Raw genomic sequence first — 25,520 nt, 5'->3', positions numbered from 1 at the left:
GGCGCCTCGACGCGGGGCAGCCGACGGCCGGCCGGAGCCGGTTACGCGAGTGCGATGCCCGAGGGCCGGATGCTCAGGGTCTCGATCGTCGACTCGCGGGTCGCGTCCACGGCGAGGCGCACGGCCCGGGCCACCTGGTCCGGCTGGATCCACGCCTCGGGCCGGTAGTCCCTGCCCTCCCAGGCATGCAGTTCCTCCTGCATGTCGGTGGCCACCCTGCCGGGGTGGATGGAGCTGACCCGCACGCCGTGCCCGCGTTCCTCCTCGCGCAGGGCGTCCGTGAGGGCGCGGAGCGCGAACTTGGTGCCGCTGTAGGCGGCGGAGCCGGCCCCGGAACTGTAGCCGGAGCCGCTGTTGATGGTGACCACCTGACCGCCGGCGGCGCGCAGGGCCGGCAGCAGCACCCGCGTCAGGGAGGCGACGGCGAACACGTTCACCTCGAAGCTCTCCCGCCAGGCGTCGTCGGACAGTTCCGCCACCGAGCCCATCCGGAGGACGCCCGCCGAGTGGACGAGGACATCGAGGCGGGGGATGCCGGCGACCGCCGCGGCCACCTGGCCGGAATCGCGCAGTTCGGCTGCGAACGGCTCGGCCGAGGGGAACGACGACGACAGCTCCGCGAGGGCGGTCAGGTCGCGTCCGCCGAGCAGCAGGTGGTGCGTGGTGCCGAGCTCGTCGGCGATGGCACGGCCGATGCCGCGGGAGGCGCCCGTGATGAGGGCGACGGGAGAGGAGGACATGCCCTCACCCTAGCAATGCGCCTCGTCCCTCCGGGGCTCGGCTCGGATGGTCCTGCGTTGACAATGAAGTCCACGTCACACACACTCGCTTGACAACAAAAGTTCACTGGGGGACAACTTCGAGAGATGAGAGGGCACATGCCTGACCTGAATCCACCCCAAGAGGTCCTCACGGACGGCGAGGTCCTCGCGGACGGCGAGGTCCTCGCGGCGGCTGACGCGCTCGTCGCCGCGTTCCGCGCGACGGACACCGAGGCCTACTTCCGGTGCTTCGCCCCGGATGCCACCTTCGTCTTCCACCCCGAGCCCCGCCGGCTCGAGGACAGGGCGGCCTACGAGGAGCTGTGGGCCGGATGGATCGCCGACGGCTGGCGGGTGACGGAGTGCATCAGCAGTGACCCGCGCGTCCAGGTGTTCGGGACCACGGCCGTGTTCAGCCATCACGTCCGGACGACGACGTCGGTCGGCGGCGCGGGCGAGACGACCAGCGAGCGCGAGACGATCGTGTTCCGCCGCACGGGGTCCTCGATCGAGGCCGTCCACGAACACCTGAGTCCCGCCCCCGAGGGCCCCATGGAAGAGAGCGCGGCATGACCCAGGACACCCGGACCTCGGCGTACCGCCGCCTGTCCGACCACCTCGACAAGAACTCCGACGGCTACGGCCCGCTGCGCGGCACGCTCGGGACCGCCCGGATGGGCATGATCTGGCTCGCCGCCAACCTGGTCGTGACCACCCTGCTCACCGGGACCCTCTTCGTCCCGGGCATCAGCTGGGGCCTCGCGGTCGGCATGATCGTCCTCGGCACCCTGATCGGCGGCTCGGTGCTGGTGCTGGTCGGGAACATGGGCACCCGGACCGGCCTGGCCACCATGTCGCTCACGAAGGGCTCCTTCGGGCTCCGCGGATCCTTCCTCCCGGTCGCCGCGAACGTGATCATCCTGATGGGCTGGAGCTGGGTCCAGGCGATGCTCGCCGGGGTCACGGTCAACTTCCTCGTCGAGCAGGCCACCGGATTCTCCAGCCCCGTCCTGTTCTCCGTCCTCTGCCAGCTGCTCGTGGTCTGCCTCGCGATCTTCGGCCACACGGGCATCGCCCGCGTGGAGCCGTGGCTCGCCCTCGTGATCCTCGCCTTCATGGCCTACATCTTCACCACGGCGTTCCTCGCGTACAGTCCCTCGGACTTCGCCTCGATCCCGCCGGACGCCGCCGCCGGGTGGACGCCCGTGGCCACGCTCGACGTCGTCATCGCGACCGCCATCTCCTGGACCGTCCTCTCCGCCGAGTTCAACCGTCTCGCCCGCACGCAGTCGGCCGGGATGATCGGGTCCGGTGTGGGCTACGTGCTGTCCACGGTCCTCGCCATGACCCTCGGCGCCACGGCCATCGGCTACGTGGTGCTCGACGGCGGCGAGGCCGTGCCCTTCGACCCCACCGTGATCGTCGCGGCGTTCGGTGCGCCGCTCGCCGTCGTGATCTTCCTGTCCGTCATGGCCACGAACACGATGGTGGTCTACGGGATGGTCGCCTCCGTGGTGAACATGGCGCCGTCGCGTCGCATCACATTCCTGCCGACGGCGATCGTCCTCGGTGCGGTCTCGATCCTCGGCTCCACCTGGCTGGCCCTCCTCGACCGGTTCACCGCCTTCCTGACGGTGATCGGTGCCCTGTTCATCCCGGTCTTCGCCGTCATGCTCGTCGACTACTACCTTGTGAAGTCGCGCCACTACGGACGCGACATCCTGCGCGCCCGCGGCGGGGAGTACTGGTACCGCGGCGGGGTGAACGTCGCCGCCGTGCTGGTGTGGCTGATCGGGGCGGGCACCTCCCTGCTGCTGACCTACCGAGTCCCGAGCCCCATCGGCGCCACGATCCCCACCTTCGTGCTCTCGGCCCTGCTGTACTGGGCCTGGGCTGCGGCCACGAAGCGGATCGACCGCACGCGGCGGCCCCACACCCACCTCCTCGACCTGCCGGACGGGAGCCCCGAGCGTGCGGATCGTTGACCTCTCGCAGCCGATCCACACCGGGATGCAGGTCTATCCCGGGGACCCCGAGGTCACGCTGACCACCGTGGCCACCGTCGTCGAGGACGGCTACCAGGTGGCGTCCCTCCACGCAGGCTCCCATACGGGCACCCACCTCGACGCGCCCCTCCACTCGATCCCCGGCGGCCGGGCCGTGGACGGGATCGACCTCGGCCGGCTCGTCGGGCCCGCGAGGATCGTGCGCTGCACGGGCCTGGCCGCCCGCGCGACGATCGAGTGGTCCTCGGTGGCGGACCAGCTCCAGGACCTCGACGGCATCGCCATGGTGCTGTTCCGTACCGACTGGTCCGAGCACTTCGGTTCGGACCGCTACCTCGAGCACCCGGTCCTCGCGGCCGAGGTGGCCGAGCGGCTGCTCGAGGCCGGAATCACCGTCGTCGGCGTGGACACCCTCAACCCTGACGCCACCCTCGACAACGACGATGAGCTGCCGTTCCACGCCGTCTTCCTCGGGGCGGACGGCGTGATCGTCGAGAACCTCACGAACCTGGCGCAGGTCACCTGGGACCGCCCGCTGGTGTCGGTCCTCCCGCTGGCCCTCGCCGGAACGGACGGCGCGCCGATCCGCGCCGTCGCGATGCAGCCGGGCGGATAGCCCGGACCGGTGCACCCGGCGCGGCGTCGCTCCGGGGTCGGTGCACCCGGCGCGGCGGCGCAGACCCGGTGGGGCGTTCCCCCGGGTCTGTGCAGCCGCCGCGGCGGTCCCGGCCAGGGACCCGATCTTGTGCCGTCAGTCGGTGCTGGAGAGCAGCGCGATCTCGTCGTCGGTCAGTTCGAGCTCCACGGCGCGAGCCGAATCCTGGATGCTCTCGGGTCGGGACGCGCCCGGGATGGGGAGAACCGTCGGCGCCAGGGCGAGCTCCCACGCCAGGCACACCTGCTGGGGACTGACGCCGTGTGCGTCGGCCACCTCCTGGAAGGGCGTGAACTGCTCACCGAGACCGCCGGCCTTCTGGATGCCGCCGAGCGGGCTCCAGGGCAGGAACGCGATGCCGTTCTCCCCGCAGTAGCGGAGCTCGTCCTCGCTCGACCGGAACGCGGGGGAGAACTGGTTCTGCACCGAGGCCAGGGAGCCGCCGAGGATCTCGTTCGCCTTCCGGATCTGGTGCACGGTGGCGTTCGAGATGCCCGCCAGACGGATGACGCCCTCGTCCAGCAGCTCCTTGAGGGCGCCGACCGAGTCCTCGTAGGGGACCTCGGGGTCCGGCCGGTGGAACTGGTAGAGGCCGATCGCGTCCCCACCGAGGCGCTTGAGGGAGGCCTTCGCGGCCTCCTTCAGGTACTCCGGACGGCCGTTCAGGGTCCACGAGCCGTCACCCGGCCGCAGATGCCCGCCCTTGGTGGCCACGAGGACGCCGGAGCTGTCCCCGCCGTAGTGCGCCAGGGCCTTGGCGATCAGCAGTTCGTTGTGGCCGACGTCGTCCGCGTCGCGGTGGTAGGCGTCCGCGGTGTCGATCAGGGTGACGCCGGCGTCGAGCGCCGCGTGGATGGTGCGGAGGGAGCGGTCCTCGTCGGGACGTCCCTCGATGGACATGGGCATGCCGCCCAGGCCGAGGGCGCTGACCGGGGTACCGCCGAGCGAGCGTTGCTGCATTGTCGTTCTCCTTCGGATAGACGTGCCGCCCACATGGTAAGCAGGCTTTACTGTCCGCGGTGAACAATCCTCAGGGCTGGTCGAGCGTGAAGATCCGTCGTACCACCCGTCCCTCGGCGAGCGCGTCGAGGCTCTCGTTGAGGTCCTCGAGCGGCCGGGTGTCCGTGTGGAGGAGCTCGACCGGGAGGCGTCCCTGCCGCCACAGCTCCAGGTAGGAGGGGATGTCCCGCTCCGGGACGGCGTCCCCCATGTAGGAGCCGAGGAGGCGGCGCCCCAGCCCGGCGAACTGCAGGGCCTGGGTGGAGAGCTCCTGGTCGGGGTGCGGCAGGCCCACGGACACGAGGGCGCCGCCCCGGGCGAGCAGCCCGAGGCCAGCCTCCATCACCCGGGCGCTCCCCACCGCCTCGATCACGACGTCGGCCCCGCCGTCCGTGACGCGCTGCACCAGGTCGGCAGCCTCCTCCGGGGGGCCCGCGTGCTGCGCGCCGCAGCGCAGGCCGAGCTCCTGCTTGGCGGCGAGGGGGTCGATCGCGACGACGGTGGTGCCGGGGATCTGGGCCGCGGCCATCACGGCCATGAGGCCCACGGCGCCGAGGCCGAAGACGACGACCGACTGCCCCTCCCGGACGGCGGCCGTGTTCAGGACGGCACCGATCCCGGTGAGGGCCGCGCAGCCGAACATGGCGGCGACGTCGAACGGGACGTCGTCGTCGATCACGACCACCGATTCGCGGGCCACGACGGCGTACTGCGCGAACGCGGAGACGCCGAGGTGGTGGTTGATGCGCCCGCCGTCGGCGTCGCGCAGCAGGGCGGGCCCGTGCAGCAGGTCGCCGCTGCCGTTGGATTCCGCCCCCCGGTAGCAGAGCGCCGGTCGTCCGGCCGAGCAGGCGCGGCACGCTCCGCAGGCGGGCACGAAGACGAGCACCACGTGGTCGCCGACCCGCACGTCGCCGACGCCGTCGCCGACACCCTCGACGACGCCGGTCGCCTCGTGGCCGAGTGCCATCGGCAGGGGGCGGATGCGGGACCCGTTGATGACGGACAGATCCGAGTGGCACAGGCTCGCCCGGGCGATCCGCACGAGCAGTTCCCCCGGACGCGGCTCGGGGACGGGCACCGATTCCAGGGACAGCGGGGTGCTCGCCGCATAGGGAGCGGGCCGGTCGGTGGAGCGAAGCACCGCAGTGCGCATCATCGGGCTCATGGCAATCCTCGTCATCGGAATAGGGACTGCGTCAGTCTAGGGGCGTGCACGTACCGTTAGCAGGACAATCGAAGAGCAGCACCACCAATGGAGGGAGACGCGCAGCATGGAAGTACCGTTCTACGTCTGGGTCGGCACCATCATCGGCATCGTGGGGTTGCTGCTGTTCGACTTCTTCTTCCACGTCCGCAAGGCGCACACCCCCACGCTGCGCGAGTCGGCGATCTGGTCCTCGATCTACGTGGGCCTCGCGCTATTGTTCGGCGTCGGCGTCCTGGTCTTCGGCGGGTCGACCATGGGCACCGAGTACTTCGCCGGGTACGTCACGGAGAAGGCGCTCTCCGTGGACAATCTGTTCGTCTTCCTCATCATCATGTCGAGCTTCAGGGTGCCCCGCGCGGACCAGCAGAAGGTGCTGCTCTTCGGCATCGTCTTCGCGCTGATCGCCCGCACCGGGTTCATCTTCCTCGGGGCGGCGCTGATCAACAGCTTCGCCTGGGTGTTCTACATCTTCGGCCTGATCCTCCTGCTCACCGCCGGGAACCTGCTCAAGCCGGACGGGCACGAAGACGCCGGTGACAGCCTCATCATCCGGCTCGCGAAGCGATTCCTCCCGGCGTCCGAACACTACGACGGCGACAGGCTGACCACGATCGTGGACGGCAAGCGCGTCCTCACCCCGATGCTGCTGGTCATGGTCGCGATCGGCGGCACGGACATCCTCTTCGCCCTCGACTCCATCCCGGCGATCTTCGGGCTGACGCAGAACACGTTCATCGTGTTCACCGCCACGGCCTTCTCGCTCATGGGCCTGCGGCAGCTGTACTTCCTGATCGACGAACTCCTGGACCGCCTGATCTACCTCTCCTACGGCCTCGCCGTGATCCTCGGGTTCATCGGCGTGAAGCTCATCCTCCACGCCCTGCACGAGAACACCCTGCCGTTCATCAACGGCGGCGAGCCCGTCGAGGTGGTCGAGATCAGTACCGGGCTCTCCCTGACCGTCATCCTCGGAGTGCTCATCGTGACCGTCCTGGCCTCCGTGCTGAGCCCCAAGGGGCGGGCGAAGAACGAGATCTCCGGCGCGAAGCGGCACGCCACCGAGTACCTGGACCTCACCTACGAGACGGACATGGACGAGCGCGAGAAGATCTTCGCGCGGCTGTGCGCCGAGGAGAAGGACCTGCGGGCGCTGCCGGAGAAGTACAAGCGCCTCATCCGGAACGAGACCGAGTTCATGGAACTGATCCGCAAAGCCCATGCCGAGCACGACGCCGCGCTCGAACGGGAGCCGCGCGCGTAGGGCCTACGCCCGCCCGCCCGCGGACCGGCCGACCATGCCGCACCCCAGGATCTCGCCGAGCAGGTCCCGCGGGGAACCGGGCGGCAGCGGGACGCCGGGGTACAGGATCAGGTCGTGGGCCGGGACGCCGTCGTCGCCCCGCCCCGCGGCCGCAGGGCCCGGGCATCCGGTCCACGAGTAGGGGGCACGCGTGATGGGGGACTGATCGACGGGGAGGACGTCGTCGATCAGTTCGTTGACGGCCTGCGAGACGACGTCGGCGTCCTCCGCGTCGAGGTCGACGAACCCGTGGAGGTAGGCGTCGAAGTCGAAGTAGCCGGCCGCGCCCCCCATGTTGCAGTAGTGCATCCACGTCTCGTAGGCGGACAGCCCGGCGAACTCCATGGCCATCAGCGTGTCCTCATGCTGCATCCTGCTCATCCCCCTTGTCGGTGCCCCGTCGGGGCTTTCCCCGATCCTGTCGGGCGGAAGTCAACTGAACCGGGCATCCGGACTCTGTTTTGGCGCAAGGGCAGACGCGAGCCTCAAGCGGAACCGGGTATTTCCCCGACGAAAGCGAGGAAATGCCGTCGGATGAGGTCCGTCAGTGCACGAGTTTCAGTCCGACGACGCCGCCGACGATCATCAGCAGGAACACGATCTTCAGAAGCGACGCCGGCTCGGTGCCGGTCGCCATCGCATAGACGACGGTCAGGGACGCGCCGATGCCCACCCAGACCGCATAGGCGGTCCCGACGGGCAGGGTCCGCATCGCGTAGGCGAGGCCGGCCATGCTGGCGGCGATGGCGACGCCGAACACCACGGTCGGTGCGAGTCGGGTGAATCCGTCGGATTTGCCGAGGGCGGTGGCCCAGACGGCTTCGAGGACTCCGGAGATGATGAGGACGAGCCAGGCCATGATTCTCTCTGGGCCGTCTTGTCGCACACCGGGTACGGCACCCCTCGTCCGGGAAGCAGCAGCATGCGCTTCACCGTCCATGCTGTCACGGATGACTGGCCGGGGGAGGGCGGATCCGCTCCGGGCGGGCGCTGCGGCTGCAGGGTACGATGCCGGCGGTCAGCCGACGGTGACCCGTCCGTCCTCCACCTGCCAGCGCTCGTCCAGGCGCACGTTCTCCAGCAGGCGGCGGTCGTGCGTGACCAGCAGGAGCGCGCCCGTGTAGGACTCGAGGGCGTCCTCGAGCTGCTCGATCGCCGGCAGGTCGAGGTGGTTCGTCGGTTCGTCGAGGACCAGGAGGTTCACGCCGCGGGCCTGCAGCAGGGCGAGCCCGGCGCGGGTGCGCTCGCCGGGGGACAGGGAGCCGACGGCAGCACGCACCTGGTCCGCCTTCAGCCCGAACTTCGCGAGCAGCGTCCGCACCTCGCCCTGCGACAGCTCCGGCACGAGGGACTCGAAGGCCGCGCCGAGGGGGAGGGCGTCGTCGAGCTGACCGCGGGCCTGGTCGATCTCGCCGACCGCCACGCTGGAGCCGAGGGCGGCCGCGCCGTCGTCGGGCCGCTGGTGACCGAGCAGGAGGCGCAGGAGCGTGGACTTCCCGGCACCGTTGGGGCCGGTGATCCCGATGCGCTCACCGGCGTTCACCTGGACCGAGACGGGCCCGAGGGTGAACGCGCCCTGCGTGACGGAGGCGCTGTTGAGGGTGGCGACGACGGAACTCGACCGCGGGGCGGCGCCGATGGTGAACTGCAGCTGCCATTCCTTGCGGGGCTCCTCGACCTCGTCCAGCCGGGCGATGCGCGATTCCATCTGGCGGACCTTCTGCGCCTGCTTCTCGGAGGACTCCATGCTGGCCCGCCGGCGGATCTTGTCGTTGTCGGGACTCTTCTTCATGGCGTTGCGGACGCCCTGCGAACTCCACTCCCGCTGCGTCCGGGCCCTCCCCACGAGGTCCTGCTTCTTGTCCGCGAACTCCTCGTAGGCCTCGCGGGCGTGCCGGCGCGCCACGGCGCGCTCCTCCAGGAAGGCGTCGTACCCGCCGTCGTACACGGCCACCCTGTTCTGGGCGAGGTCCAGCTCGACGACGGTGGTCACGCACCGCGCCAGGAACTCGCGGTCGTGCGAGACGAGGACCACGCCGCCGCGCAGGTTCTGGATGAAGGACTCCAGCCGGTCCAGCCCGGCGAGGTCGAGGTCGTTGGTGGGCTCGTCGAGGAGCACGATGTCGAAGCGGCTCAGCAGCAGGGCCGCCAGCGCCACCCGCGCGAGCTGCCCGCCGGACAGGGCGGTGGTGGGGGTGGCCGGGTCGAGGCCCCCGGCGACGTCGGCCAGGACGGCGGGCATGCGGTCCTCGAGGTCCACCGCGCCGGAGGCCATCCAGTGATCCAGCGCGAGGGCGTAGGCGTCGTCGGCGCCCTTCGCCCCGGTGCCGAGCCCCGCGGCGGCGTCCTCCATGGCGAGCGTCGCCGCCGTCGTGCCGGTCCGCCGGCCGAGGTAGGCGGCCACCGTCTCACCCTCGAGGCGCTCGTGTTCCTGGGGCAGCCAGCCCACGAAGGCGTCGGCCGGCGTCGTGCGGACGGTACCGGCGAGCGGTGCGTGCGCTCCGGCGAGCAGGCGCAGGAGCGTGGTCTTGCCGGCACCGTTGGCTCCGACGACGCCGACGACGTCCCCCGGCGAGACGGTGAGATCGAGCTTCGAGAAGAGGGTGCGGTGGGCGTGGCCCCCGGACAGGTCCTTCGCCACGAGGGTTGCAGTCATCCCTCCAGTCTAGGAGTGCCGGGCCTGCCGGGAGTCTAGGAGTGCCGGGCCTGCCGGGAGTCTAGGAGTGCCGGGCCTGCCGGGCCGCGCCCGGGCGGAGGCGGAGACTCGTGCGACGGGGGCCCATCGGACCTCACCGGTCGGTGGGCATGAACGCGTTCTGCCCACCGGGCTGGGTCCGCCGGAGGGCAGAACGCGGCAGGTCAGGGGTCAGGCTGCGACCTGCCAGATGTTGTACTCGTCCAGATGGAGCATGGCGCGGTGCCCGGCGAGGTCATCGCGGATCCAGATGACGCCCAGGCCGGGTGCGGTGTCCTCCACGTACCCGCGGTAGTGCACCTCGTTCCGGCGGCGGGCCTCGACGAGTATGCCGGCGCGTAGGTGTGCGAGGTCGAGGATGCGGGCGGTGGCGGGAGTGGCGAGCGCGGTCATGGGTGCTCCTCGGTGGTCCTGAAGGTGCGGCCCGTCGGGACGGCGGGCTGCCTCCATGATTCGGGAGCGGTATTGCGAATGTGTTTCCGGGACGTGTACTTCTCGACGCCGATGGGCGGGGCGTGTGCCCCATCGGATCTGCCCGGTCGGTGGGCATGAATGCGGATGCCCACCGGGTCGGGTCCGCCGGTGGGCAGGACCCGCAGGTCAGGGCGCCGGCTGCTCCTCGGGCTCGGTGAGGCGGGCCAGGGCCCTGTCGAGGCGGACCCCGGCGTCGTCGGCCACCGCGCTGACCGCCGCGCTCGCGCTGAGCCGGACCATGGTCTGCGGGTCGATGGCCTCGATCGTGGTCTCCCGCTCCTGAGGACCCCGCCGGACGACGACGTTGCAGGGCAGGAGCGCGCCCATGGAGGGCTCCGCCGCGAGGGCACGGCTCGCCAGGGCGGGATTGCAGGCGCCGAGGATGATGTAGTCGCCGACCGCGGCAGCGGCGTCCACGCCGAGTTTGGTCTCGAACGTGGCCCGTACGTCGATCTCGGTGAGGATCCCGAAGCCCTGCTCCTGCAGTGCGTCCCGGGTGCGGTGTACCGCCTCGTCCCAAGGCAGGGGGAGCGCGATGGAATGGGTGTACGTCATGAGGACTCCTTGTCCGGGTCAGGCCAGCGTGAGGAAGAGCTTCTCGAGCTCCTTCTTGTCGAGGCTGGTGTCCTCGCGGACGATGCACTGCTCCAGGCCGCTCGCGATCACCGCGAACCCGGCCCGGTCCAGCGCCTTCGAGACGGCGGCGAGCTGGGTGACGACGTCCTTGCAGTCCTTGCCTTCCTCGAGCATGCGGGTGACAGCGGCGAGCTGCCCCTGGGCGCGCTTGAGGCGGTTGATGACGGGAGTCATTTCGGTGGGGTCGAGTTGCATGGTTGCTCCAAGGGTCGTGAGTACTTCACCAGAGTATACCCCCACGGGTATTTTGACTACCCCGGGGGGTATGCGAAATACTCCCTGGGGTATACCTTTTCGATTCGACCGAGAGGCTCCCATGAGCACCCCCTCCACCGTGAACCCTGCAGCCCCCACCGCGTCGTCCTCGTCGCCTCTGGCGGAACTGTCCCCCGAGACGCTGCGCACCTGGGTGGCCGAGCACGAGGATCTCGTGGTGATCGATGTGCGGTCCGCGGCCGAGTTCGAGTCCCTGCACATCCACGGCTCCTACAACGTGCCGCTGCCGCTCCTGTCGGAGCACACCGACGAACTCGCCGCCCGCCTGGGCAGCCGGGTCGTCCTGGCCTGCCAGTCCGGCGTCCGTGCCGAGCAGGCACGTCAGAAGCTGGCCGCCTCGGGGATCGGTGCGGCCCACGTCCTCACGGGCGGGGTGCCCGGGTACGCGGCTGCCGGCGGCGATGTCGTGCGGGGCAGCGGCCGGTGGGATCTCGAGCGCCAGGTCCGCCTGGCGGCCGGCTCCCTCGTCCTCGTCGGTCTCGCCGGCGGGCGCTTCGTCTCCCCGAAGGTCCGGGCCCTGGCCGGCGTCATCGGCACGGGCCTCACGTTCTCGGCCGCGACGAACACCTGCGCCATGGGTAAGGCCCTGTCGGCGATGCCCTGGAACAGGGCGGCCGAGGAACCCACCCGCGAATCCGCGATCCTGTCCCTGCCGACCGCCTACACCGGCGTCGAGGAAGCCGATGCCGACCGACGGGCCGATGTGGCATGAGTACGGTCCTGATCGTGGTTCTGGCCCTGTCGATCCTCATCGGCCTGTCCCTGGGCGTGCTCGGCGGCGGTGGGTCCATCCTGACCGTCCCGATCCTCGTCTATGTGGCGGGCTTCGAGGCGAAGGAGGCGATCGCCGCGTCCCTCTTCGTCGTCGGCGTCACCTCCGCGGTCAGTGTCATCAGCCACGCCCGGAGCGGACGGGTGATGTGGCGGACAGGGCTGATCTTCGGCGCGGCCGGCATGGTCGGGGCGTTCGCCGGCGGGATCCTCGGCGGGTTCATCCCCGGACAGATCCTGCTCGTCGCCTTCGCCCTGATGATGGTCGCCACCTCGATCGCCATGATCCGAGGCCGCCGAAAGCCCGTCGCGTCAGCTCATGGCACAGCCGTGGATCGCGTCAGGCACGAATTGCCGCTCGGGCGGGTCCTGCTCGACGGCGCGGTCGTCGGTCTGGTCACCGGGCTCGTCGGAGCCGGGGGCGGATTCCTCGTCGTCCCGGCCCTGGCCCTGCTCGGCGGGTTGCCGATGTCCGTCGCCGTCGGCACGTCCCTGGTCGTGATCTCCATGAAGTCCTTCGCGGGCCTCGCCGGGTACCTCACGACGGTGCAGATCGACTGGCCGCTCACCCTCGCGGTGACGGCCGCCGCGATCGTCGGATCCCTGATCGGCGCGCAGCTTGCCGGGCGCATCCCCGAGGCGGCACTCCGCAAGGCCTTCGGTTGGTTCGTGCTGGCCATGGGCGCCTTCGTCCTCCTCCAGCAGATCCCGGGGGACGCGCGTCCCGCCGCCGCCGCGATCATCGCGGGTGTCGCGCTCGCGGCGCTCGCGGCCTGCCGGTTCATCCTCCCGTCCTGTCGCCTCAACGCCCGGCGCCGGGGGCAGGACGGCGATATCGGCGCCTCGGCGGGTCCGCACCAGCCGGACCCGACACCCTCTGATCCCAGGAAGGACTCCACCATGGCCCAGACCACCATCACCGCAACCAATGACCGCAGGCAGCACGAGCAGGTCCTCGACGTCCGCGAGGACTTCGAAGTGGCATCCGGGACGATCCCCGGCGCCCTGCACATCCCCATGGGGCAACTCCAGCGCCGTCTGCCGGAACTCGAGAAGGAGACGCCGGTGATCGTCGTCTGCCGCAGCGGCAACCGCTCCGCGCACGTCGCGGATGCCCTCAACGCCGCCGGCTACAGCGCCGACACGATGACCGGTGGCATGACGGCCTGGGCCGCGGCGGGGCTTCCGATCGAGCAGGTGGGGGACGCCCGGGAGCAGTCGCCCTCCGGGCGCCTCCGCAGGACCCCATAGACCGGGTGCGTGACCGGTCCCGTCCCGTTCCGGGCCCGGTCACGCACCCATGCGGCCCCCGGCACCCGCCTTGCGGGATACCCCCAGGGGTATTACGCTTAGGAAGAGAGCGATACCCCCTGGGGTATCCATCACCGTCCGACCCGAAGGAGCACCAGATGCTGTTCGAACGCATTTACGACGAGGACCTCGCCCAGACCAGCTACCTGATCGGTTGCCAGGCCAACGGCACCGCGGTCGTCGTCGACGGCCGACGCGACATCGCCGTCTACCAGGACCTCGCCGCGAAGAACAACATGAGGATCGTGGCCGTCACCGAGACCCACATCCACGCGGACTACCTCTCGGGGACCCGCGAACTGGCCGCGGCGACGGGAGCTGCGATCTACGTCTCCGGCGAAGGCGGACCGGACTGGCAGTACGCCTTCGACGGCACCCGCCTCGTCGACGGCGACACGATCACCGTCGGCAACATCAGGATCCGGGCCCTCCACACCCCCGGGCACACCCCCGAGCACCTGTCCTTCCTCGTCACCGACGGTGCGTTCAGCGATGCACCCGGCTACCTGCTCTCGGGGGACTTCGTGTTCTCCGGCGACCTCGGCCGCCCGGACCTCCTCGACGAGGCCGCCGGAGGCGTCGACACTCGGTTCGAGGGAGCGAGGCAGCTGTTCCGGAGTCTGCAGGAGAAGTTCCTGACCCTCCCCGACTACGTCCAGGTCCACCCCGCCCACGGTGCCGGCAGCGCCTGCGGCAAGGCCCTGGGCGCCATCCCGTCCTCCACCGTCGGCTACGAGCGGCTCTACTCCTGGTGGGGCCCGTACCTGGCGGCAGACGACGAGCAGGGCTTCATCGACGAACTCCTCGACGGCCAGCCCGACGCCCACACCTACTTCGGCCGGATGAAGCGCGAGAACCGCGACGGCCCCGCCGTTCTGGGCGAACGCGCGCCGCTGGCCGCACTCGACCCGGAGCAGGTCGCCGCCGGCCTCGCCGCGGACACGCTCACCTTCATCGACACCCGCACGGCCGACGAGGTCCACGCCGGAACCGTCGAACGGTCCCTCAACATCCCCGCACGCCCCACGCCGGCCACCCATGGCGCCTGGGTCGTGAACCCCGAGACGGACAAGAACCCGCTGGTCCTGCTCGCCACCGACCAGGACCAGGCCCAGGAGCTGTGGGACCACCTCGTCCGTGTCGGGATCGACGATGTTGCCGGTTACGTCACCGGCCTCGACGGGCTGCCCCTGACCGCGCCGGCCCTCGTCCAGCCCGCTGACCTCGCAGCGGTCGACGCCGCGATGATCCTCGACGTCCGCAACCGCACCGAGCACGCCGCGGGGCACATTCCCGGGGCCCACCAGCTCAACGGGGGCCGCCTCATGTGGCACCTCGACGAACTCCCCGCCGACGGGACCATCGTCAGCTACTGCCAGAGCGGGCTCCGGAACTCCGTCGCTGCCAGCGCTCTGCGTCGCGCCGGGTACGACGTCGTCGAACTCGACGGCAGCTACAGCGCCTGGACCGCCTGGCAGCAGTCCCGGGAGGCGACGCCCGCGCGCTGATCCGATCAGGGCGTGGCGGAATAGGGGCGCGCGGCCGCCGGTTATCCGGGCAGGTCCATCGATTCCTCCAGGAGGCCCCCCACGTGACGACGGTCTACGCCCTGCACGAGAACCCCGAGTGGTTTCCACCCTTCGCCCGCGCCTTCGAGGCCGAGGGCGTCGAGGTGGTGGAGTGGCTGCTCACGGACGGCGTGCTGGACCTCGACGCCGTGCCGCCGGAGGGCGTCTTCTGGTCGCGTATCAGCGCCTCGGCCCATACACGCGACCACGGCCTGTCGAAGGACTACGCGCGATCCGTCCTCGCCTGGCTCGAGGCGCACGGGCGCCGGACCGTGAACGGCCGCCGCGTCCTCGAACTCGAGATGAGCAAGGTGGATCAGCTGACCGCCCTGAAGGCCGCCGGCATCGCCACCCCGCGCACGGTCGCCGCCGTCGGACGGGAACGCATCGTCGAAGCGGCACGCGGCTTCGCGGCGCCGTTCATCGTGAAGCATAACCAGGGCGGCAAGGGCCTCGGGGTGCGGAAGTTCGAGTCCCACGAGGAGCTCGCCGAGTACGTCGGATCGAGCGGGTTCGAGGAACCACAGGACGGCATTACACTCGTCCAGGAGTACATCCAGGCCGCCGAGCCCTTCATCACCCGGGCGGAGATCGTGGGCGGACAGTTCGTCTACGCCATCACGGCGGACACCGCGCGCGGCGGCTTCCAGCTCTGCCCGGCGGATGCCTGCGCGATCGACCCGGTGACCGGCAGGCCCATCATGCCCCCGGGCGCCACGATCGCCCCCGAGCCCGGGCAGCAGCTCTTCAGCCTCCGCGAGGGGTTCGACCACCCCGTCATCGCGCAGTTCGAGGACTTCGCGCGGCGCAACCAGCTGGAGGTCTGCGGCATCGAGTTCATCGAGACCGCGGACGGCCGCGTCCTCACCTACGATGTCAACACCAACACGAACTACAACGCGGCGGTGGAGGCGGTGGCGCCGAAATCCGCGCCGCGCGAGCTGGTCCGGTACCTCGCCACGCTCGGCTGACGCCGTCGTTCCCCGCCGACAAGGCAGGAAAGCCCACCGTCGACGCCGGTTTGTCCCGTACTCTCGGCAGCCCGAACGCACGGAGGGCTGCCCTACCCGGAAGGATGCAGCGATGCCCCGCTTCACGAAGGACGGCAAGGTCAGGTCCGAGACGCTCCCGAGCACGCTCCAGCGCTCCGACGAGAAGGCCCAGGACACGTTCGCCGCAACCCTCGACGCCGCGGAGGAGCAGTACGGAGACGGGGAGCGGGCCCGCCGCACGGCGTTCGCCTCCCTGAAGCACGGCTTCGAGAAGGTGGGCGACCACTGGGAGCCGAAGGACGAGAAGGGGCCCTCCGACGCGCAGGCCGCCGGTCATGGCGCCGAGGGCGGGCGCACGGCCGGCGGCGTGGACGCCAACGCGTCCAGGAAGCATCTCTACGAGCTCGCCCGGAAGCTCGACGTGCCGGGCCGGTCCACCATGTCGAAGGCCGAACTCGTCGACGCGCTCCAGAAGGCGAACGCCCGGGAGACGCGCAAGGCCCGCGAGGGCTGAGGATTACGCAACAAGAACATTTCGTAATTCCAATGAGCTTAGGTTAGCCTTACTTCTACCCCATTCCGGCCCCTCAGGGCCACCGAAGTCAAGGAACCTCATGGCCCCCACTCGCCTGCGCAGACTCGTGGCCGCCGCCGCGATCACCGCTTTGTCCCTGTCCGCCTGCTCCACGGGCCCGGCCGACGGCGGCTCGGATGCAGCCTCCGGCGCCGGTGCGTCGGCCGACGCCGGGGCGTTCCCCGTGACCATCGACCATGCCTTCGGCGAGACCACGCTCACCGAGCAGCCCGAGCGCGTGGCGACGGTCTCCTGGGTGAACGCGGACGTGTCCCTGGCGCTCGGTGTCGTGCCCGTGGGGATGCCCACCGATACGTACGGCGGCAACGAGAACGGATCCACCCCCTGGAAGGACGCCCGGCTCGAGGAACTCGGTGCCGCCATCGGCACCGAGAACGCCCCCGCCCAGTACTCCGAGACCGACGGCATCGCCTTCGACGACATCGCCGCCACGAACCCCGACGTCATCCTCGCCGCGTACTCCGGGCTCTCCCGGGAGGACTACGACACCCTGAGCAAGATCGCCCCGGTCGTCGCCTATCCGGAGGTCGCCTACGGCACGGCCTGGCAGGACTCCACGCGCATGATCGGTGACGCCCTGGGGCTGTCCGACGACGCCGAACAGCTCGTGACCGAGACGGAACAGGCCATCGCGGAGGCCGCCGCCGAGTACCCGCAGCTGGAAGGCACGACGTTCATCTACGGCAACCTCGAGCCGGCCAGCGCCGACGGCGTCAGCATCTACACCGCCAACGACAACCGCCCGCGCTTCCTGAGCGAGCTCGGCATGGTCCAGGCCGACGTCGTCACCGAGAACACCAAGGACTCCACGGAGTTCTTCATCCCGTGGTCGGCCGAGCGCGCCGACGAGCTGGACTCGGACGTCTTCGTCACCTGGGTGCCGGACGGCGCCACCAGGGACGCCATCTCCGTGGATCCGCTGCTGAAGCAGATCCCCGCGGTGGAGAGCGGAGCGCTCGTGGCGGACAGTGACAACACGCTGACGCTGTCCGTCTCCGCCGCCAACCCGCTGAGCCTGCCCTGGGCGCTCGACCGCTTCCTGCCGCTGCTCGGCGAGGCCGCCGACAAGGCCTGAGCAGGACCGCACCCCATGCTCCGATTGCCCCCGACGGGGATCTGGGCTGGAATGGGAAGCGACCCGCATCTCGTCCACTGAAGGGAACCCCCGATGGCTCAGGCCGAAATCCAGAAACTCCAGGCCGCGACGGCCTGGGACAGCAAGGGCAAGAAGCTCGGCGACGTCAACGACGTCCACCTCGAGAAGGAATCGGGCATCCCCGCCTGGGTCACGGTCTCCCTCGGCCTGCTCAACTCGCGCAAGCACTACGTGCCCCTGGCGAACTCCCGCTTCGAGGGCGACGACCTGCACCTCGCGTGGACGAGGAAGGAGATCTCCGACGCGCCGAACGCCAACAGCAGCATCGAGCTCTCCCCGGAGGAGGAGACGGCGCTGATCGACCACTACGGGCTGCGCGACGGCGCCGACGCCTGATCTCAGGCCCTGCACGACGAAGCCCCCGTCCACCGGACGGGGGCTTCGTCGGCTCGGGTCCGATCAGGTCAGGTTGAACAGTCCGACGATGTTCCCGACGATGAACAGCAGGACCAGGAGGACGACGACGGCGAGAACGCCGATCCAGAGGCCGGTGACGGTCTTGGACTGGGTCTTGTTCTCGACGGTCGGCTGCTGCCAGGTGGTGCTGGCCTCGCCGGGGGGCGTCTCGCCCGGGGGGACGCCCCCTCCGGGTTCGAGGCCCGTCAGGTTCATGTTCTCCGGGTCGGGGTTTCCCGCGTTCGACGGGTCGGGATTCTTCCGTTCGCTCATGCTGTCCTCCACGTAGTTGGCCGGGTGCTTGGTCCCCACCCTACGCACAAGATCATCAGTCTGCTTATCGATGCGTCCGGCGGCCCGGACTTGCGCTCATCGACCGTCTCCGTCGGTGCTGTCGCCCGTGCTGTCACGCAGGTCGTCGCCGGTGCTGTCGCCCGTGCTGTCACGCAGGTCGTCGCCCGGGGCGTTGCTGCGCTGGTCGGAGGCACTGTCGTCTCCGAGGGCGTCGTCGTGCTGTTCGGCTGTCCCGGCGGGCGGCGGGCCCTGCTCTCCAGGGGTCCAGGACATGGTGATGTTCACGCCGTCCTCGGTGTCCGCCACGAACAGTTGGAGGTCCTCGCCGATGAGCGCCTCGTCGTGGACCGGGTCCCCGGCCTCCCGCGCCAGGTCGGTCAGGCGGCTGATGGCCACCGCCATGGCGCGCCCCCAGTCGTGCGGATGCTTGCTCGTCGACTCCTCGGTCACGGTGAATTTCTTGTCGATCATCGCCCTCGCCATTCCTGCCGATCCTGCAAGAACCAAGTGCCCTTGCAATGTGGATGGCTGCAAGGGTAGCAGTGCGGCACCGGCCCGTGTCTTTTGGGGGTGGTATCGGTTAGCGTTCCTCCTGCCGCGGTCTAGCAGCAGGCCCCGGTTCCTGACGACCATCGGATCCTCCATGACAGAACCCTCGCCCGGCGCGGCGGTCACCGGCACAGCCGGTGGCGGCGCACTGCACGCCCTGCCCTCCGAGCCGGCCTTCAGTGGCGATCCCGGCGTCGACGCCGTCGTGCCTCCCACCAAGCGGGAGCGCGAGGCGCAGTGGCTGGCGGATGCCGCGGGCTTCGACGTCGGCACCGCGACCCTAGCCGAGCTCCGCGGCCTCGCGGACAGGATGTTCCGCCTGGTCGACGACGCCTTCCCGCCCGACCAGGCCCGGGAGCGGTATGCGGCGGCGGTCGGCGAGATCGAGCGGCGGGCCCGGCGGGACGCCCGCACCGGGACCTCCGCGTCCCGGGAGGTCTTCAAGGACTCGGTCCTCGGCTCGCGGTTCGAACTGTTCGTCGACGGCGGTCTCGCCGCCTACCTCGAATACGCGCTGGCCGGCGGCCGGCTGACGTTGCAGGCCCTGGTCGAGCTGCCGGGGTCCGAGCGCCGCGGCCTCGGCGGGGCGCTGGTGCGCCACGCGGTCCTCAGCGCCCACAAGCGCCGACTGGACCTCGTCGCCGGGTGCTCCGCGGCCCGGCGTTTCCTGCAGGAGAACCCGCAGTACCGGACGCTGGCCCGCACCCCCTGAGGCGGCACGCCCGGCGGCTTCAGCCCCGGGTCGGGTATCGGGTCAGCTGTGGAGGCCGGCCCTGGCCGCCTGTCCGATGATCGCGCCGTACGTGGGGTAGGCGAACTTCACCCGGGCCAGCGTCGCGAGATCAGTACCCGCCGCCATGGCCGCAGCCACCGCGGTGATGAGCTCGACGGCGTTCTCGCCCACCGCATGCGCGCCGAGGATCAGCTCGCGGCGCCGGTCGATCACGAGCTTGAGGAAACCCTGCTCGCGGTCGTCGATGATGGGGCGCTCGGCGGCGGCATACGGCACGGTCACGGCGTGGCACTCGACGTCACGGCCCCTCGCCTGGGCCTCCGTCAGCCCCACCCCGGCGTAGTCCGGGTCGGTGAAGCCGCCCTCGGGCAGGAGGTGGTGCGGCGTGGTGCGCATGGCACCCATCACGGCGTTCTCGGCCGCGGTCTCACCCTCGAACACGGCCGCCTGCACCAGCATGCTGCTGCCGTTCGCATCGCCCGCGACGAAGATGTGGGGCACGTTGGAGCGCAGGTAGTCGTCCACCGGGATGAAGGAGCGGGCGGTCCGGACACCCGCGGCGTCGAGGCCCAGGCCACCGAGATTCGCGGGCCACCCGGTGGCCATGACGACGGCGTCCACGGTGATGGACTCCGGCTCGTCGTCCCGCTGCCAGGTGAGGTTCAGGCCGCCGTCGTCCCGGCGGATGCTGTCGACGCCGCTGATGCCGGCCTCCACCCGGATGCCCCGGCCCCGGAAGCTCGCGGTGACCGCGTCCGCGACGTCCTCGTCCTCCGTCATCAGGATGCGCGGTGCGACGTCGAGGAGGAGGACCTCCGACCCCATGGCATCGAAGATGGTGGTCATCTGGGCCCCGGTGTGTCCGCCACCGATGATGGCGACGGTGGCGGGCAGATCGGGGAGCTCCAGGACCTCGTGCGGCAGGAAGGCGTGCTCGGCGCCCTCGATGGGCAGGCGGCGGCCGCTGCCGCCGATGCACAGGATGATGGCGGCGGCCGTGACCTCCCTCCCGTCCACGACGACGGTGTGCTCGCCCGTGAGTTCGGCGTCGCCCTCGATGAGCTCGATGGCGAGGCGTTCCATCGTGGCACCGTAGCCCTTGGCGTCGAGTACCCGGGCCACCGTGGCGCGGACCCGCTGCACCGTCTTGTCCCAGTCGACGGACGGTTCGGCGACGACGATCCCGTAGTCGTAGGCCGTGCGGACCTCGCGGAACAGCCGCGCGGTCTTGGCGAGCACGCGCGTGGGGACGCATCCCGAGTTCACGCACGTCCCGCCGAGCGCCGACCGTTCGACGACGGCGGTCCGGGCCCCGAGCTCGGCCGCGCGGGTGGCGGCCGCCATGCCGGCGGGCCCACCGCCGATGACGAGGACATCGAAGGTGTAGTCCATGGGGTGCTCCTTGAGGTCGTCCGTCGGGGGTCGTCCCATCCTCCACCGGATGCCGTCCGGGCCACAATGCGTCCTGCACCGGCCCACGCGGGCCGGGGTACTCGGGCGCACAGCATAGGGCACGTCCGGGTCCGCCCGGGCCGAGGCCCCGGTGGTCCCATGCGCCTGCGATCGGACGTACCGTTGGATCGGAGGCAGATCTCCGTACGTGAGGTCCCGCCCGCCGGCTCCCGCATCGCCGGACAGCAGGCAGTGTCCCACCCGCCGCACGGACGGCAGCCCGCAGACTTCCGCCCCGCAACCCTGCGGGGCGAGCCCCCCGATTCCCCAGGAGGAACCCCATGAAGACCGTCAAGGCCTATGCAGCACCGTCCGCCACGGACCCGCTCATCCCCACGACCATCGAGCGCCGCGATGTCGGCGCGAAGGACGTCCTGATCAAGATCGCCTACGCCGGGATCTGCCACTCGGACATCCACACCGTGCGCGGCGAATGGGGGCCCCAGCAGTACCCGCTGACGGTCGGGCACGAGATCGTGGGCGTCGTCGAGGAAGTCGGCAGTGAGGCGACCCGCCACAAGGTCGGCGACCGCGTGGGTGTCGGCTGCATGGTGAACTCCTGCCGCGAGTGCGCCAACTGCCAGCAGGGCGAGGAGCAGTACTGCCTGAACGGCAACGTCGGGACCTACGGGGCCACGGACCGCGACGGCACGATCACGCAGGGCGGCTACTCGACGCACATCGTGGTCGACGAGGACTTCGTCCTCACCGTGCCCGAGAGCATCCCCTACGAGGCCGCAGCGCCCCTGCTGTGCGCCGGCATCACGACCTACTCGCCGCTGTCCCACTGGAACGCGGGCCCGGGCAAGAAGGTCGCGGTCGTCGGCATGGGCGGACTCGGGCACATGGCCGTCAAGATCGCCTCCGCGATGGGCGCCGAGGTCACGGTCCTCTCGCAGAGCCTCAGCAAGCAGGAGGACGGCAAGCGGTTCGGCGCCGAGCACTACTACGCCACGAGCGACCCCGACACCTTCAAGCAGCTCACGAACACCTTCGACCTCATCATCAACACGGTGAGCGCCAAGATCGACCTGGATGCGCACCTCGGCCTGCTCGGCCTGAACGGGACCATGGTCAACGTGGGAGCTCCCGCGGACGCCCTCCCCCTCCACGTGTTCACGCTGTTCAACCAGCGGCGCTCCTTCGCGGGATCGGGGATCGGCGGCATCCGGGAGACGCAGGAGATGCTCGACTTCTGCGCCGAACACGGCATCGCCCCGGAGATCGAACTGATCTCCGCCGACGCCATCAATGAGGCCTACGAGCGCGTCCTCTCCTCGGACGTCCGCTACCGCTTCGTGATCGACACGGCCACCCTGGGCTAGACGGCACGCCGACGGCGGTCGTCCCGGGCAGGGGCCGACCGCCGCGCCCTGGCAGGCGTGGGAGCGGGCAGGATGTCGGGGTAGCAAGTAAACTGTCTGTCGGTGGCATCTTTCCGGCCGCCTCCGCAGGGTCCGGTCTCGACTGCGGGACGCAGGAACCGGCACGAGATGGGATGGTCGAGGGGCGGATGCAGACGGTCGCTGGGGGGCTGACACGGATGCCTCCCGTGGCCGTGCATGCGGTCTTCGCCGCGATCCTCGTGGCGGCAGCCCTCGTCGGACGCTTCACGACCTTCGAATCCTCCAGCTTCGCCCTGGTCTGGCCCGCGGCAGGCATCACCTTCCTCTGGGCGTTGTGGGCCTCACGCACCCGGCGCGTTCTCGCCGTCGCCCTCGCCGCCACCCTGCCGCTCCTGGCCGCGGTGAACCTGGCCACCGGTCTCAATCCTCTGCTGGCCGTCGCGGTCGCGGCCGGCACCATCGTCCAGACCGCGGTCGCCGTCTACTTCTTCCGGCGACTGGTGCCGTCCGCGGCCGTGAGGACCGTCGGGGACTACCTCCGCCTCGGCCTGGTGGCGCTCGGCGCGTGTTCCGTCGGCGCTCTCGTCATCGTCCTCGGCGTCGCGCTCGACGGCGGTCCCGATCCGTTCGCGGCCTTCATCCCATGGCTGGTCCGGCACGCCGTGTCGCTCACCGCGATCGGAGCCCTCGGCATCATCGCGGCAGCGAGCATCGCGGCCCGCGCCCGGGGCGAGCGCCCGCCACCGACCACCAGCGCCAGGCGCGCCGAATACGCCCTCCTCGTTCTCGTGTCCGTGCTGGTCTACGTCGTCACCTTCGGTGCGGGGTCCGCCCTGCCGATCGCGTACACCACCATCCCCGCGCACATGTGGGCCGGGCTCCGGCTGCGCCCGGGGTGGGCCATGCTGCACGCCCTGGTGAGCGGGGCGATCCTCGTCCTCTTCACCCTGGCCGGCCTCGGCCCGTTCCAGGACCTGGCCCCGGGTACCGGCGCCTATGTGGCGCAGTCCTTCATGTTCATCACCTTCTCCCTGTCCGCCGTGCTGGCCCTCAGCATGGACGAGCGGCGCCGCCTGATCGCCAACCTGTACCGGGCCACCGATGAGGCGAAGGCCTCCGCGGAACTGCGTGACCTCGTGATCGGTCGCATGAACGACGGCGTCCTCGTCGCGGGACCGGACCGCCGGCTGATCTTCCAGAACGCCGCCAGCGAGCGGTGGCTCGGGCCGGGGACGGCCCGCCCCGGAGAGGTGTGGCGGCGCGACTACGAGGTCACCCGTCCCGACGGGCAGCGGCTCGAGGAGGCCGGCAACCCGCTGACGCTGGCCCTCCAGGGCGAGGCGACGGAGCGGATGGACCTCGACCTCGCGCACCGCTCCGGCGAGCTGGTGCATCTCTCCGTCGATGCGATGCCGCTGCCCGGCGGCCGCGGGGCGCTCGTGGTGCTGCGGAACGTGACCGACGAGCGGACGCACCAGCGGGACCTCGGCCGCTTCGCGTCCGTCGTCGCCCATGACCTCCTGACGCCCCTGACGGTCTTCGACGGCTGGCTCGAGATGCTCGAGGATCCGGACCTGCCGGCCTCCGAACGCCAGGCGAGCATCGTGCGCCTGCAGCAGGCGAGTCTCCGCATGCGGAACCTCATCCGGAACCTCCTCACCTACAGCCTGGCGAAGGAGGAGCGGCTGACCGCCTCGAGGATCGACGTCGGGCGGGTGGTCGACGGGATCATCGACCTGCGGACCGCGCTGCCCGGCACCCGGCTGCCCGACATGCGCTTCGACGTCCGCGCACCGCATCCGGTGTACGCGGACGAGCGGCTCTTCCTGCAGCTCATGGAGAACCTCGTGGGCAACGCCATGAAGTACGGGCGGACCGACGGTTCGGGGGAGGTCGTGGTCTCCACCTCGATGGATCCCTCGAGCGGCAGGACCGAGGTCCACGTACGTGACAACGGCATCGGCATCCCGGGCACGGACCTCGAGCGCGTGTTCGAGGAGTTCCACCGCTCCGAGAACGGGCTGAAGCAGGCCACGGGGACAGGTCTGGGCCTGGCCATCTGCCGGCGGATCGCCGAGAGCCACGGGGGGTGGATCAGGGTCCGCAACGTCGAGGGAGGCGGCGCCGAGTTCACGGTCAGCCTTCCCGGCGTGCCGGACCAGCTACCCGAGGGCGTCCCGCTGGTCGCGGCCGCCGAGTCTCCCCGCGTCCGGACTCCCTGAGGCTCCCGCTCAGGAATCGGAGCGGGAGTACAGCTTCGGAGAGCCGTCGTGGCCGGCGCCGCGGCGGAGCCCGGCCAGGATTTCGGCCAGGGCGTCCCTCGAGGAGTGGCGCGGCTCCCAGCCGAGCTCGGTGCGCGCCCGCGTGGTGTCCATGACCGGGCATCCAGCGGCCATGTCGATCCAGCCCGGATCCGTCCGCTGGACGCCGAGGGCCCAGCTCGCGCCGACCAGCGCGCGGAGCACGCGGACGGGCAGGCCGACGATGCGCCGCGCGCCCAGCAGGTCGGCGACGCGCTCGGGGGTGATGTCCGGCTCGGCCGCGATGTTGAAGGCGCCGGTGGCACGCCGTGCCACCACGCGCCAGTAGGCGTCGGCGACATCGTCGGCGTGCACGGCCTGGAAGACGAACGAGCCGGGGACGGGCAGCAGCGGGAGCGGCAGGCCGCCGAGCACGATCTTCGGGACGAGCGGGCCCAGGAAGTACCGGCCGATCTCGCTCCCGGCTCGGCTCTGGAAGATCAGCCCGGGCCGGAGGCGCGCCACCGCGATCTCCGGGTGCTCCCGTTCGAAGACGTCCAGCAGCCGCTCCTGCTCGGCCTTGTGCCGGCTGTAGTGGGAGGACTGGATACCGCCGGTCGGCCAGGACTCGTCCCGGCGGGGGGCCTTGTCCGAGGGGGAGTACGCGCCGACGGAGGAGGCACAGACCACCTGGCGTACGCCGGCCGCGGCGGCCGCCGCCAGCACGTTGGCGGTCCCGGTGACATTGGTCCGGTGCATGGCGTCCTCGTCCCGGTTGGGCTGGATGGCCCAGGCGAGGTGCACGACGGCGTCCACGCCGGCGAGCGCCGCCGTCAGGGCGTCCCGTCCCTCGTCGGTCCCGATGTCGAGGGCATGCCAGTCGACGCCCGCGTAGGGTGCGCGGTCCGTGTCCGGGACGGTGCGTGCCACCGCGGTGATCGAGGGGGCGGCCGGATCCTTCGACCCGTCGTCGCCCGTCCGTGGGATGCCCTCGCGCTCCCCGGCCGCGCGGTGGAGCCGGGCGAGGACTGCGGTGCCGACGTTTCCGGTGGCGCCGATGACTGCGATGCGCATAGCTGCTCCTGGGGGTGGTGGTCGCGCGGCA

Annotated in this window: 27 protein-coding genes, 1 pseudogene and 1 riboswitch; of the genes and pseudogenes, 15 read left to right on the top strand and 13 right to left on the bottom strand. The window is 70.6% G+C overall.

Annotated features, from left to right (window positions below; translation table 11 throughout):
• Positions 1–41: 41 nt before the first annotated feature.
• A complete protein-coding gene (locus tag C4K88_RS11340; RefSeq protein ID WP_104121707.1) occupies positions 42–740 on the bottom strand; it encodes an SDR family oxidoreductase in 699 nt (232 codons plus the stop codon).
• Between the two features lie 138 nt (positions 741–878).
• On the opposite strand from C4K88_RS11340, the gene C4K88_RS11335 reads away from it, so the two are divergent.
• The 3 genes from C4K88_RS11335 to C4K88_RS11325 are packed head-to-tail and all read left to right on the top strand — an operon-like array spanning position 879 to position 3,383.
• Positions 879–1,334, top strand: a complete 456-nt coding sequence (locus tag C4K88_RS11335) for a YybH family protein (RefSeq protein WP_104121706.1) — start codon at positions 879–881, stop codon at positions 1,332–1,334.
• Positions 1,331–2,746, top strand: coding sequence for a purine-cytosine permease family protein (locus C4K88_RS11330; protein ID WP_104121705.1), 1,416 nt, complete (start codon positions 1,331–1,333; stop codon positions 2,744–2,746). The genes C4K88_RS11335 and C4K88_RS11330 overlap by 4 nt, the downstream gene beginning before the upstream one ends.
• The gene (locus C4K88_RS11325) at positions 2,733–3,383 is read left to right on the top strand and encodes a cyclase family protein (protein ID WP_104121704.1); all 651 of its coding nucleotides are present in this window, start codon (positions 2,733–2,735) and stop codon (positions 3,381–3,383) included. The genes C4K88_RS11330 and C4K88_RS11325 overlap by 14 nt, the downstream gene beginning before the upstream one ends.
• A gap of 135 nt (positions 3,384–3,518) precedes the next feature.
• On the opposite strand, the gene C4K88_RS11320 is transcribed toward C4K88_RS11325, so the two are convergent.
• Together C4K88_RS11320 and C4K88_RS11315 are read right to left on the bottom strand one after the other, a co-directional pair.
• Positions 3,519–4,382 carry an aldo/keto reductase gene (locus C4K88_RS11320; RefSeq protein WP_104121703.1) on the bottom strand — a complete coding sequence of 288 codons (864 nt, stop codon included), beginning with the start codon at positions 4,380–4,382 and terminating at the stop codon, positions 3,519–3,521.
• A gap of 70 nt (positions 4,383–4,452) precedes the next feature.
• Positions 4,453–5,577: an alcohol dehydrogenase catalytic domain-containing protein gene (locus C4K88_RS11315; RefSeq protein WP_104121772.1), complete on the bottom strand. Its 1,125-nt coding sequence runs from the start codon at positions 5,575–5,577 to the stop codon at positions 4,453–4,455.
• Between the two features lie 118 nt (positions 5,578–5,695).
• Here C4K88_RS11315 and C4K88_RS11310 point away from each other — a divergent pair, with 118 nt between their 5' ends.
• Positions 5,696–6,892: a TerC family protein gene (locus C4K88_RS11310; protein ID WP_104121702.1), complete on the top strand. Its 1,197-nt coding sequence runs from the start codon at positions 5,696–5,698 to the stop codon at positions 6,890–6,892.
• A 3-nt stretch (positions 6,893–6,895) separates the two neighbouring features.
• Here C4K88_RS11310 and C4K88_RS11305 read toward each other — a convergent pair whose 3' ends face one another.
• From C4K88_RS11305 to C4K88_RS11280, 6 genes are all read right to left on the bottom strand, one after another.
• Complete coding sequence (locus C4K88_RS11305) at positions 6,896–7,312, bottom strand: hypothetical protein (protein ID WP_104121701.1); 417 nt, start codon at positions 7,310–7,312, stop codon at positions 6,896–6,898.
• 163 nt (positions 7,313–7,475) lie between these two features.
• The gene (locus C4K88_RS11300; RefSeq protein WP_104121700.1) at positions 7,476–7,790 is read right to left on the bottom strand and encodes a DMT family transporter; all 315 of its coding nucleotides are present in this window, start codon (positions 7,788–7,790) and stop codon (positions 7,476–7,478) included.
• A gap of 7 nt (positions 7,791–7,797) precedes the next feature.
• A riboswitch (guanidine-III (ykkC-III) riboswitch) is annotated at positions 7,798–7,865 on the bottom strand.
• A gap of 84 nt (positions 7,866–7,949) precedes the next feature.
• Complete coding sequence (locus tag C4K88_RS11295; protein WP_104121699.1) at positions 7,950–9,587, bottom strand: ABC-F family ATP-binding cassette domain-containing protein; 1,638 nt, start codon at positions 9,585–9,587, stop codon at positions 7,950–7,952.
• Between the two features lie 210 nt (positions 9,588–9,797).
• Positions 9,798–10,019, bottom strand: coding sequence for a hypothetical protein (locus tag C4K88_RS11290; protein WP_104121698.1), 222 nt, complete (start codon positions 10,017–10,019; stop codon positions 9,798–9,800).
• Positions 10,020–10,226: 207 nt separating this feature from the next.
• Positions 10,227–10,655, bottom strand: a complete 429-nt coding sequence (locus C4K88_RS11285; protein WP_104121697.1) for a DUF302 domain-containing protein — start codon at positions 10,653–10,655, stop codon at positions 10,227–10,229.
• Between the two features lie 18 nt (positions 10,656–10,673).
• Positions 10,674–10,931: a metal-sensitive transcriptional regulator gene (locus tag C4K88_RS11280; RefSeq protein WP_104121696.1), complete on the bottom strand. Its 258-nt coding sequence runs from the start codon at positions 10,929–10,931 to the stop codon at positions 10,674–10,676.
• 121 nt (positions 10,932–11,052) lie between these two features.
• On the opposite strand from C4K88_RS11280, the gene C4K88_RS11275 reads away from it, so the two are divergent.
• From C4K88_RS11275 to C4K88_RS11245, 8 genes and pseudogenes are all read left to right on the top strand, one after another.
• Entirely contained in the window at positions 11,053–11,724 is a 672-nt protein-coding gene (locus C4K88_RS11275) for a rhodanese-like domain-containing protein (protein WP_104121695.1), read from the top strand.
• Positions 11,721–12,596: pseudogene (locus C4K88_RS17625) on the top strand (sulfite exporter TauE/SafE family protein); the annotation flags it as partial. The gene C4K88_RS11275 and the pseudogene C4K88_RS17625, both read left to right, overlap by 4 nt.
• 87 nt (positions 12,597–12,683) lie before the next feature.
• Positions 12,684–13,034, top strand: a complete 351-nt coding sequence (locus tag C4K88_RS17620) for a rhodanese-like domain-containing protein (RefSeq protein ID WP_167399034.1) — start codon at positions 12,684–12,686, stop codon at positions 13,032–13,034.
• 158 nt (positions 13,035–13,192) lie between these two features.
• Positions 13,193–14,602, top strand: a complete 1,410-nt coding sequence (locus C4K88_RS11265; protein WP_104121693.1) for an MBL fold metallo-hydrolase — start codon at positions 13,193–13,195, stop codon at positions 14,600–14,602.
• 83 nt (positions 14,603–14,685) lie between these two features.
• Positions 14,686–15,633 (top strand): ATP-grasp domain-containing protein, encoded by a 948-nt coding sequence (locus C4K88_RS11260; protein ID WP_104121692.1) that lies wholly within the window; start codon positions 14,686–14,688, stop codon positions 15,631–15,633.
• 112 nt (positions 15,634–15,745) lie between these two features.
• Positions 15,746–16,168 (top strand): ChaB family protein, encoded by a 423-nt coding sequence (locus tag C4K88_RS11255; RefSeq protein WP_104121691.1) that lies wholly within the window; start codon positions 15,746–15,748, stop codon positions 16,166–16,168.
• A 100-nt stretch (positions 16,169–16,268) separates the two neighbouring features.
• Positions 16,269–17,324 carry an ABC transporter substrate-binding protein gene (locus C4K88_RS11250; protein WP_104121690.1) on the top strand — a complete coding sequence of 352 codons (1,056 nt, stop codon included), beginning with the start codon at positions 16,269–16,271 and terminating at the stop codon, positions 17,322–17,324.
• A 93-nt stretch (positions 17,325–17,417) separates the two neighbouring features.
• Positions 17,418–17,741 carry a PRC-barrel domain-containing protein gene (locus C4K88_RS11245; RefSeq protein ID WP_104121689.1) on the top strand — a complete coding sequence of 108 codons (324 nt, stop codon included), beginning with the start codon at positions 17,418–17,420 and terminating at the stop codon, positions 17,739–17,741.
• A 63-nt stretch (positions 17,742–17,804) separates the two neighbouring features.
• Here the strand turns inward: C4K88_RS11245 and C4K88_RS11240 are convergent, their stop codons facing one another.
• Complete coding sequence (locus C4K88_RS11240; RefSeq protein WP_104121771.1) at positions 17,805–18,074, bottom strand: DUF6480 family protein; 270 nt, start codon at positions 18,072–18,074, stop codon at positions 17,805–17,807.
• A gap of 96 nt (positions 18,075–18,170) precedes the next feature.
• Entirely contained in the window at positions 18,171–18,566 is a 396-nt protein-coding gene (locus tag C4K88_RS17380; RefSeq protein ID WP_167399027.1) for a hypothetical protein, read from the bottom strand.
• 172 nt (positions 18,567–18,738) lie between these two features.
• On the opposite strand from C4K88_RS17380, the gene C4K88_RS17375 reads away from it, so the two are divergent.
• Positions 18,739–19,356: a GNAT family N-acetyltransferase gene (locus C4K88_RS17375; RefSeq protein WP_167399026.1), complete on the top strand. Its 618-nt coding sequence runs from the start codon at positions 18,739–18,741 to the stop codon at positions 19,354–19,356.
• 42 nt (positions 19,357–19,398) lie between these two features.
• Here C4K88_RS17375 and C4K88_RS11230 read toward each other — a convergent pair whose 3' ends face one another.
• Positions 19,399–20,769, bottom strand: coding sequence for a dihydrolipoyl dehydrogenase family protein (locus C4K88_RS11230; protein WP_104121687.1), 1,371 nt, complete (start codon positions 20,767–20,769; stop codon positions 19,399–19,401).
• 341 nt (positions 20,770–21,110) lie between these two features.
• On the opposite strand from C4K88_RS11230, the gene C4K88_RS11225 reads away from it, so the two are divergent.
• Complete coding sequence (locus tag C4K88_RS11225; protein WP_104121686.1) at positions 21,111–22,154, top strand: NAD(P)-dependent alcohol dehydrogenase; 1,044 nt, start codon at positions 21,111–21,113, stop codon at positions 22,152–22,154.
• Between the two features lie 227 nt (positions 22,155–22,381).
• On the top strand, positions 22,382–24,397 hold the full coding sequence (locus tag C4K88_RS11220) for a sensor histidine kinase (RefSeq protein ID WP_167399025.1): 2,016 nt from the start codon (positions 22,382–22,384) through the stop codon (positions 24,395–24,397).
• A gap of 9 nt (positions 24,398–24,406) precedes the next feature.
• On the opposite strand, the gene C4K88_RS11215 is transcribed toward C4K88_RS11220, so the two are convergent.
• Positions 24,407–25,489, bottom strand: a complete 1,083-nt coding sequence (locus C4K88_RS11215) for an NAD-dependent epimerase/dehydratase family protein (protein ID WP_104121684.1) — start codon at positions 25,487–25,489, stop codon at positions 24,407–24,409.
• Positions 25,490–25,520 lie beyond the last annotated feature (31 nt).

This window comes from Arthrobacter pityocampae, assembly GCF_002927275.1.
In the GTDB taxonomy this organism is placed as follows: Bacteria; Actinomycetota; Actinomycetes; order Actinomycetales; family Micrococcaceae; genus Arthrobacter_D; species Arthrobacter_D pityocampae.
The sequence above is the reverse complement of the archived record's forward strand: the minus strand, read 5'-3'. Positions and strand labels throughout refer to the sequence as shown.

Excerpts from the sequence above, each read along its gene's own strand:
- C4K88_RS11265 (WP_104121693.1), top strand. The coding sequence starts at position 13,193 with ATGCTGTTCGAACGCATTTACGACGAGGACCTCGCCCAGACCAGCTAC.
- C4K88_RS11300 (WP_104121700.1), bottom strand. The coding sequence starts at position 7,790 with ATGGCCTGGCTCGTCCTCATCATCTCCGGAGTCCTCGAAGCCGTCTGG.
- C4K88_RS11275 (WP_104121695.1), top strand. The coding sequence starts at position 11,053 with ATGAGCACCCCCTCCACCGTGAACCCTGCAGCCCCCACCGCGTCGTCC.
- C4K88_RS11340 (WP_104121707.1), bottom strand. The coding sequence starts at position 740 with ATGTCCTCCTCTCCCGTCGCCCTCATCACGGGCGCCTCCCGCGGCATC.
- C4K88_RS11245 (WP_104121689.1), top strand. The coding sequence starts at position 17,418 with ATGGCTCAGGCCGAAATCCAGAAACTCCAGGCCGCGACGGCCTGGGAC.
- C4K88_RS11295 (WP_104121699.1), bottom strand. The coding sequence starts at position 9,587 with ATGACTGCAACCCTCGTGGCGAAGGACCTGTCCGGGGGCCACGCCCAC.
- C4K88_RS11285 (WP_104121697.1), bottom strand. The coding sequence starts at position 10,655 with ATGACGTACACCCATTCCATCGCGCTCCCCCTGCCTTGGGACGAGGCG.
- C4K88_RS17620 (WP_167399034.1), top strand. The coding sequence starts at position 12,684 with ATGGCCCAGACCACCATCACCGCAACCAATGACCGCAGGCAGCACGAG.
- C4K88_RS11255 (WP_104121691.1), top strand. The coding sequence starts at position 15,746 with ATGCCCCGCTTCACGAAGGACGGCAAGGTCAGGTCCGAGACGCTCCCG.
- C4K88_RS17375 (WP_167399026.1), top strand. The coding sequence starts at position 18,739 with ATGACAGAACCCTCGCCCGGCGCGGCGGTCACCGGCACAGCCGGTGGC.
- C4K88_RS11320 (WP_104121703.1), bottom strand. The coding sequence starts at position 4,382 with ATGCAGCAACGCTCGCTCGGCGGTACCCCGGTCAGCGCCCTCGGCCTG.
- C4K88_RS11240 (WP_104121771.1), bottom strand. The coding sequence starts at position 18,074 with ATGAGCGAACGGAAGAATCCCGACCCGTCGAACGCGGGAAACCCCGAC.
- C4K88_RS11315 (WP_104121772.1), bottom strand. The coding sequence starts at position 5,577 with ATGCGCACTGCGGTGCTTCGCTCCACCGACCGGCCCGCTCCCTATGCG.
- C4K88_RS11330 (WP_104121705.1), top strand. The coding sequence starts at position 1,331 with ATGACCCAGGACACCCGGACCTCGGCGTACCGCCGCCTGTCCGACCAC.
- C4K88_RS11310 (WP_104121702.1), top strand. The coding sequence starts at position 5,696 with ATGGAAGTACCGTTCTACGTCTGGGTCGGCACCATCATCGGCATCGTG.
- C4K88_RS11305 (WP_104121701.1), bottom strand. The coding sequence starts at position 7,312 with ATGAGCAGGATGCAGCATGAGGACACGCTGATGGCCATGGAGTTCGCC.
- C4K88_RS11290 (WP_104121698.1), bottom strand. The coding sequence starts at position 10,019 with ATGACCGCGCTCGCCACTCCCGCCACCGCCCGCATCCTCGACCTCGCA.
- C4K88_RS11335 (WP_104121706.1), top strand. The coding sequence starts at position 879 with ATGCCTGACCTGAATCCACCCCAAGAGGTCCTCACGGACGGCGAGGTC.
- C4K88_RS17380 (WP_167399027.1), bottom strand. The coding sequence starts at position 18,566 with ATGATCGACAAGAAATTCACCGTGACCGAGGAGTCGACGAGCAAGCAT.
- C4K88_RS11225 (WP_104121686.1), top strand. The coding sequence starts at position 21,111 with ATGAAGACCGTCAAGGCCTATGCAGCACCGTCCGCCACGGACCCGCTC.
- C4K88_RS11280 (WP_104121696.1), bottom strand. The coding sequence starts at position 10,931 with ATGCAACTCGACCCCACCGAAATGACTCCCGTCATCAACCGCCTCAAG.
- C4K88_RS11215 (WP_104121684.1), bottom strand. The coding sequence starts at position 25,489 with ATGCGCATCGCAGTCATCGGCGCCACCGGAAACGTCGGCACCGCAGTC.
- C4K88_RS11230 (WP_104121687.1), bottom strand. The coding sequence starts at position 20,769 with ATGGACTACACCTTCGATGTCCTCGTCATCGGCGGTGGGCCCGCCGGC.
- C4K88_RS11250 (WP_104121690.1), top strand. The coding sequence starts at position 16,269 with ATGGCCCCCACTCGCCTGCGCAGACTCGTGGCCGCCGCCGCGATCACC.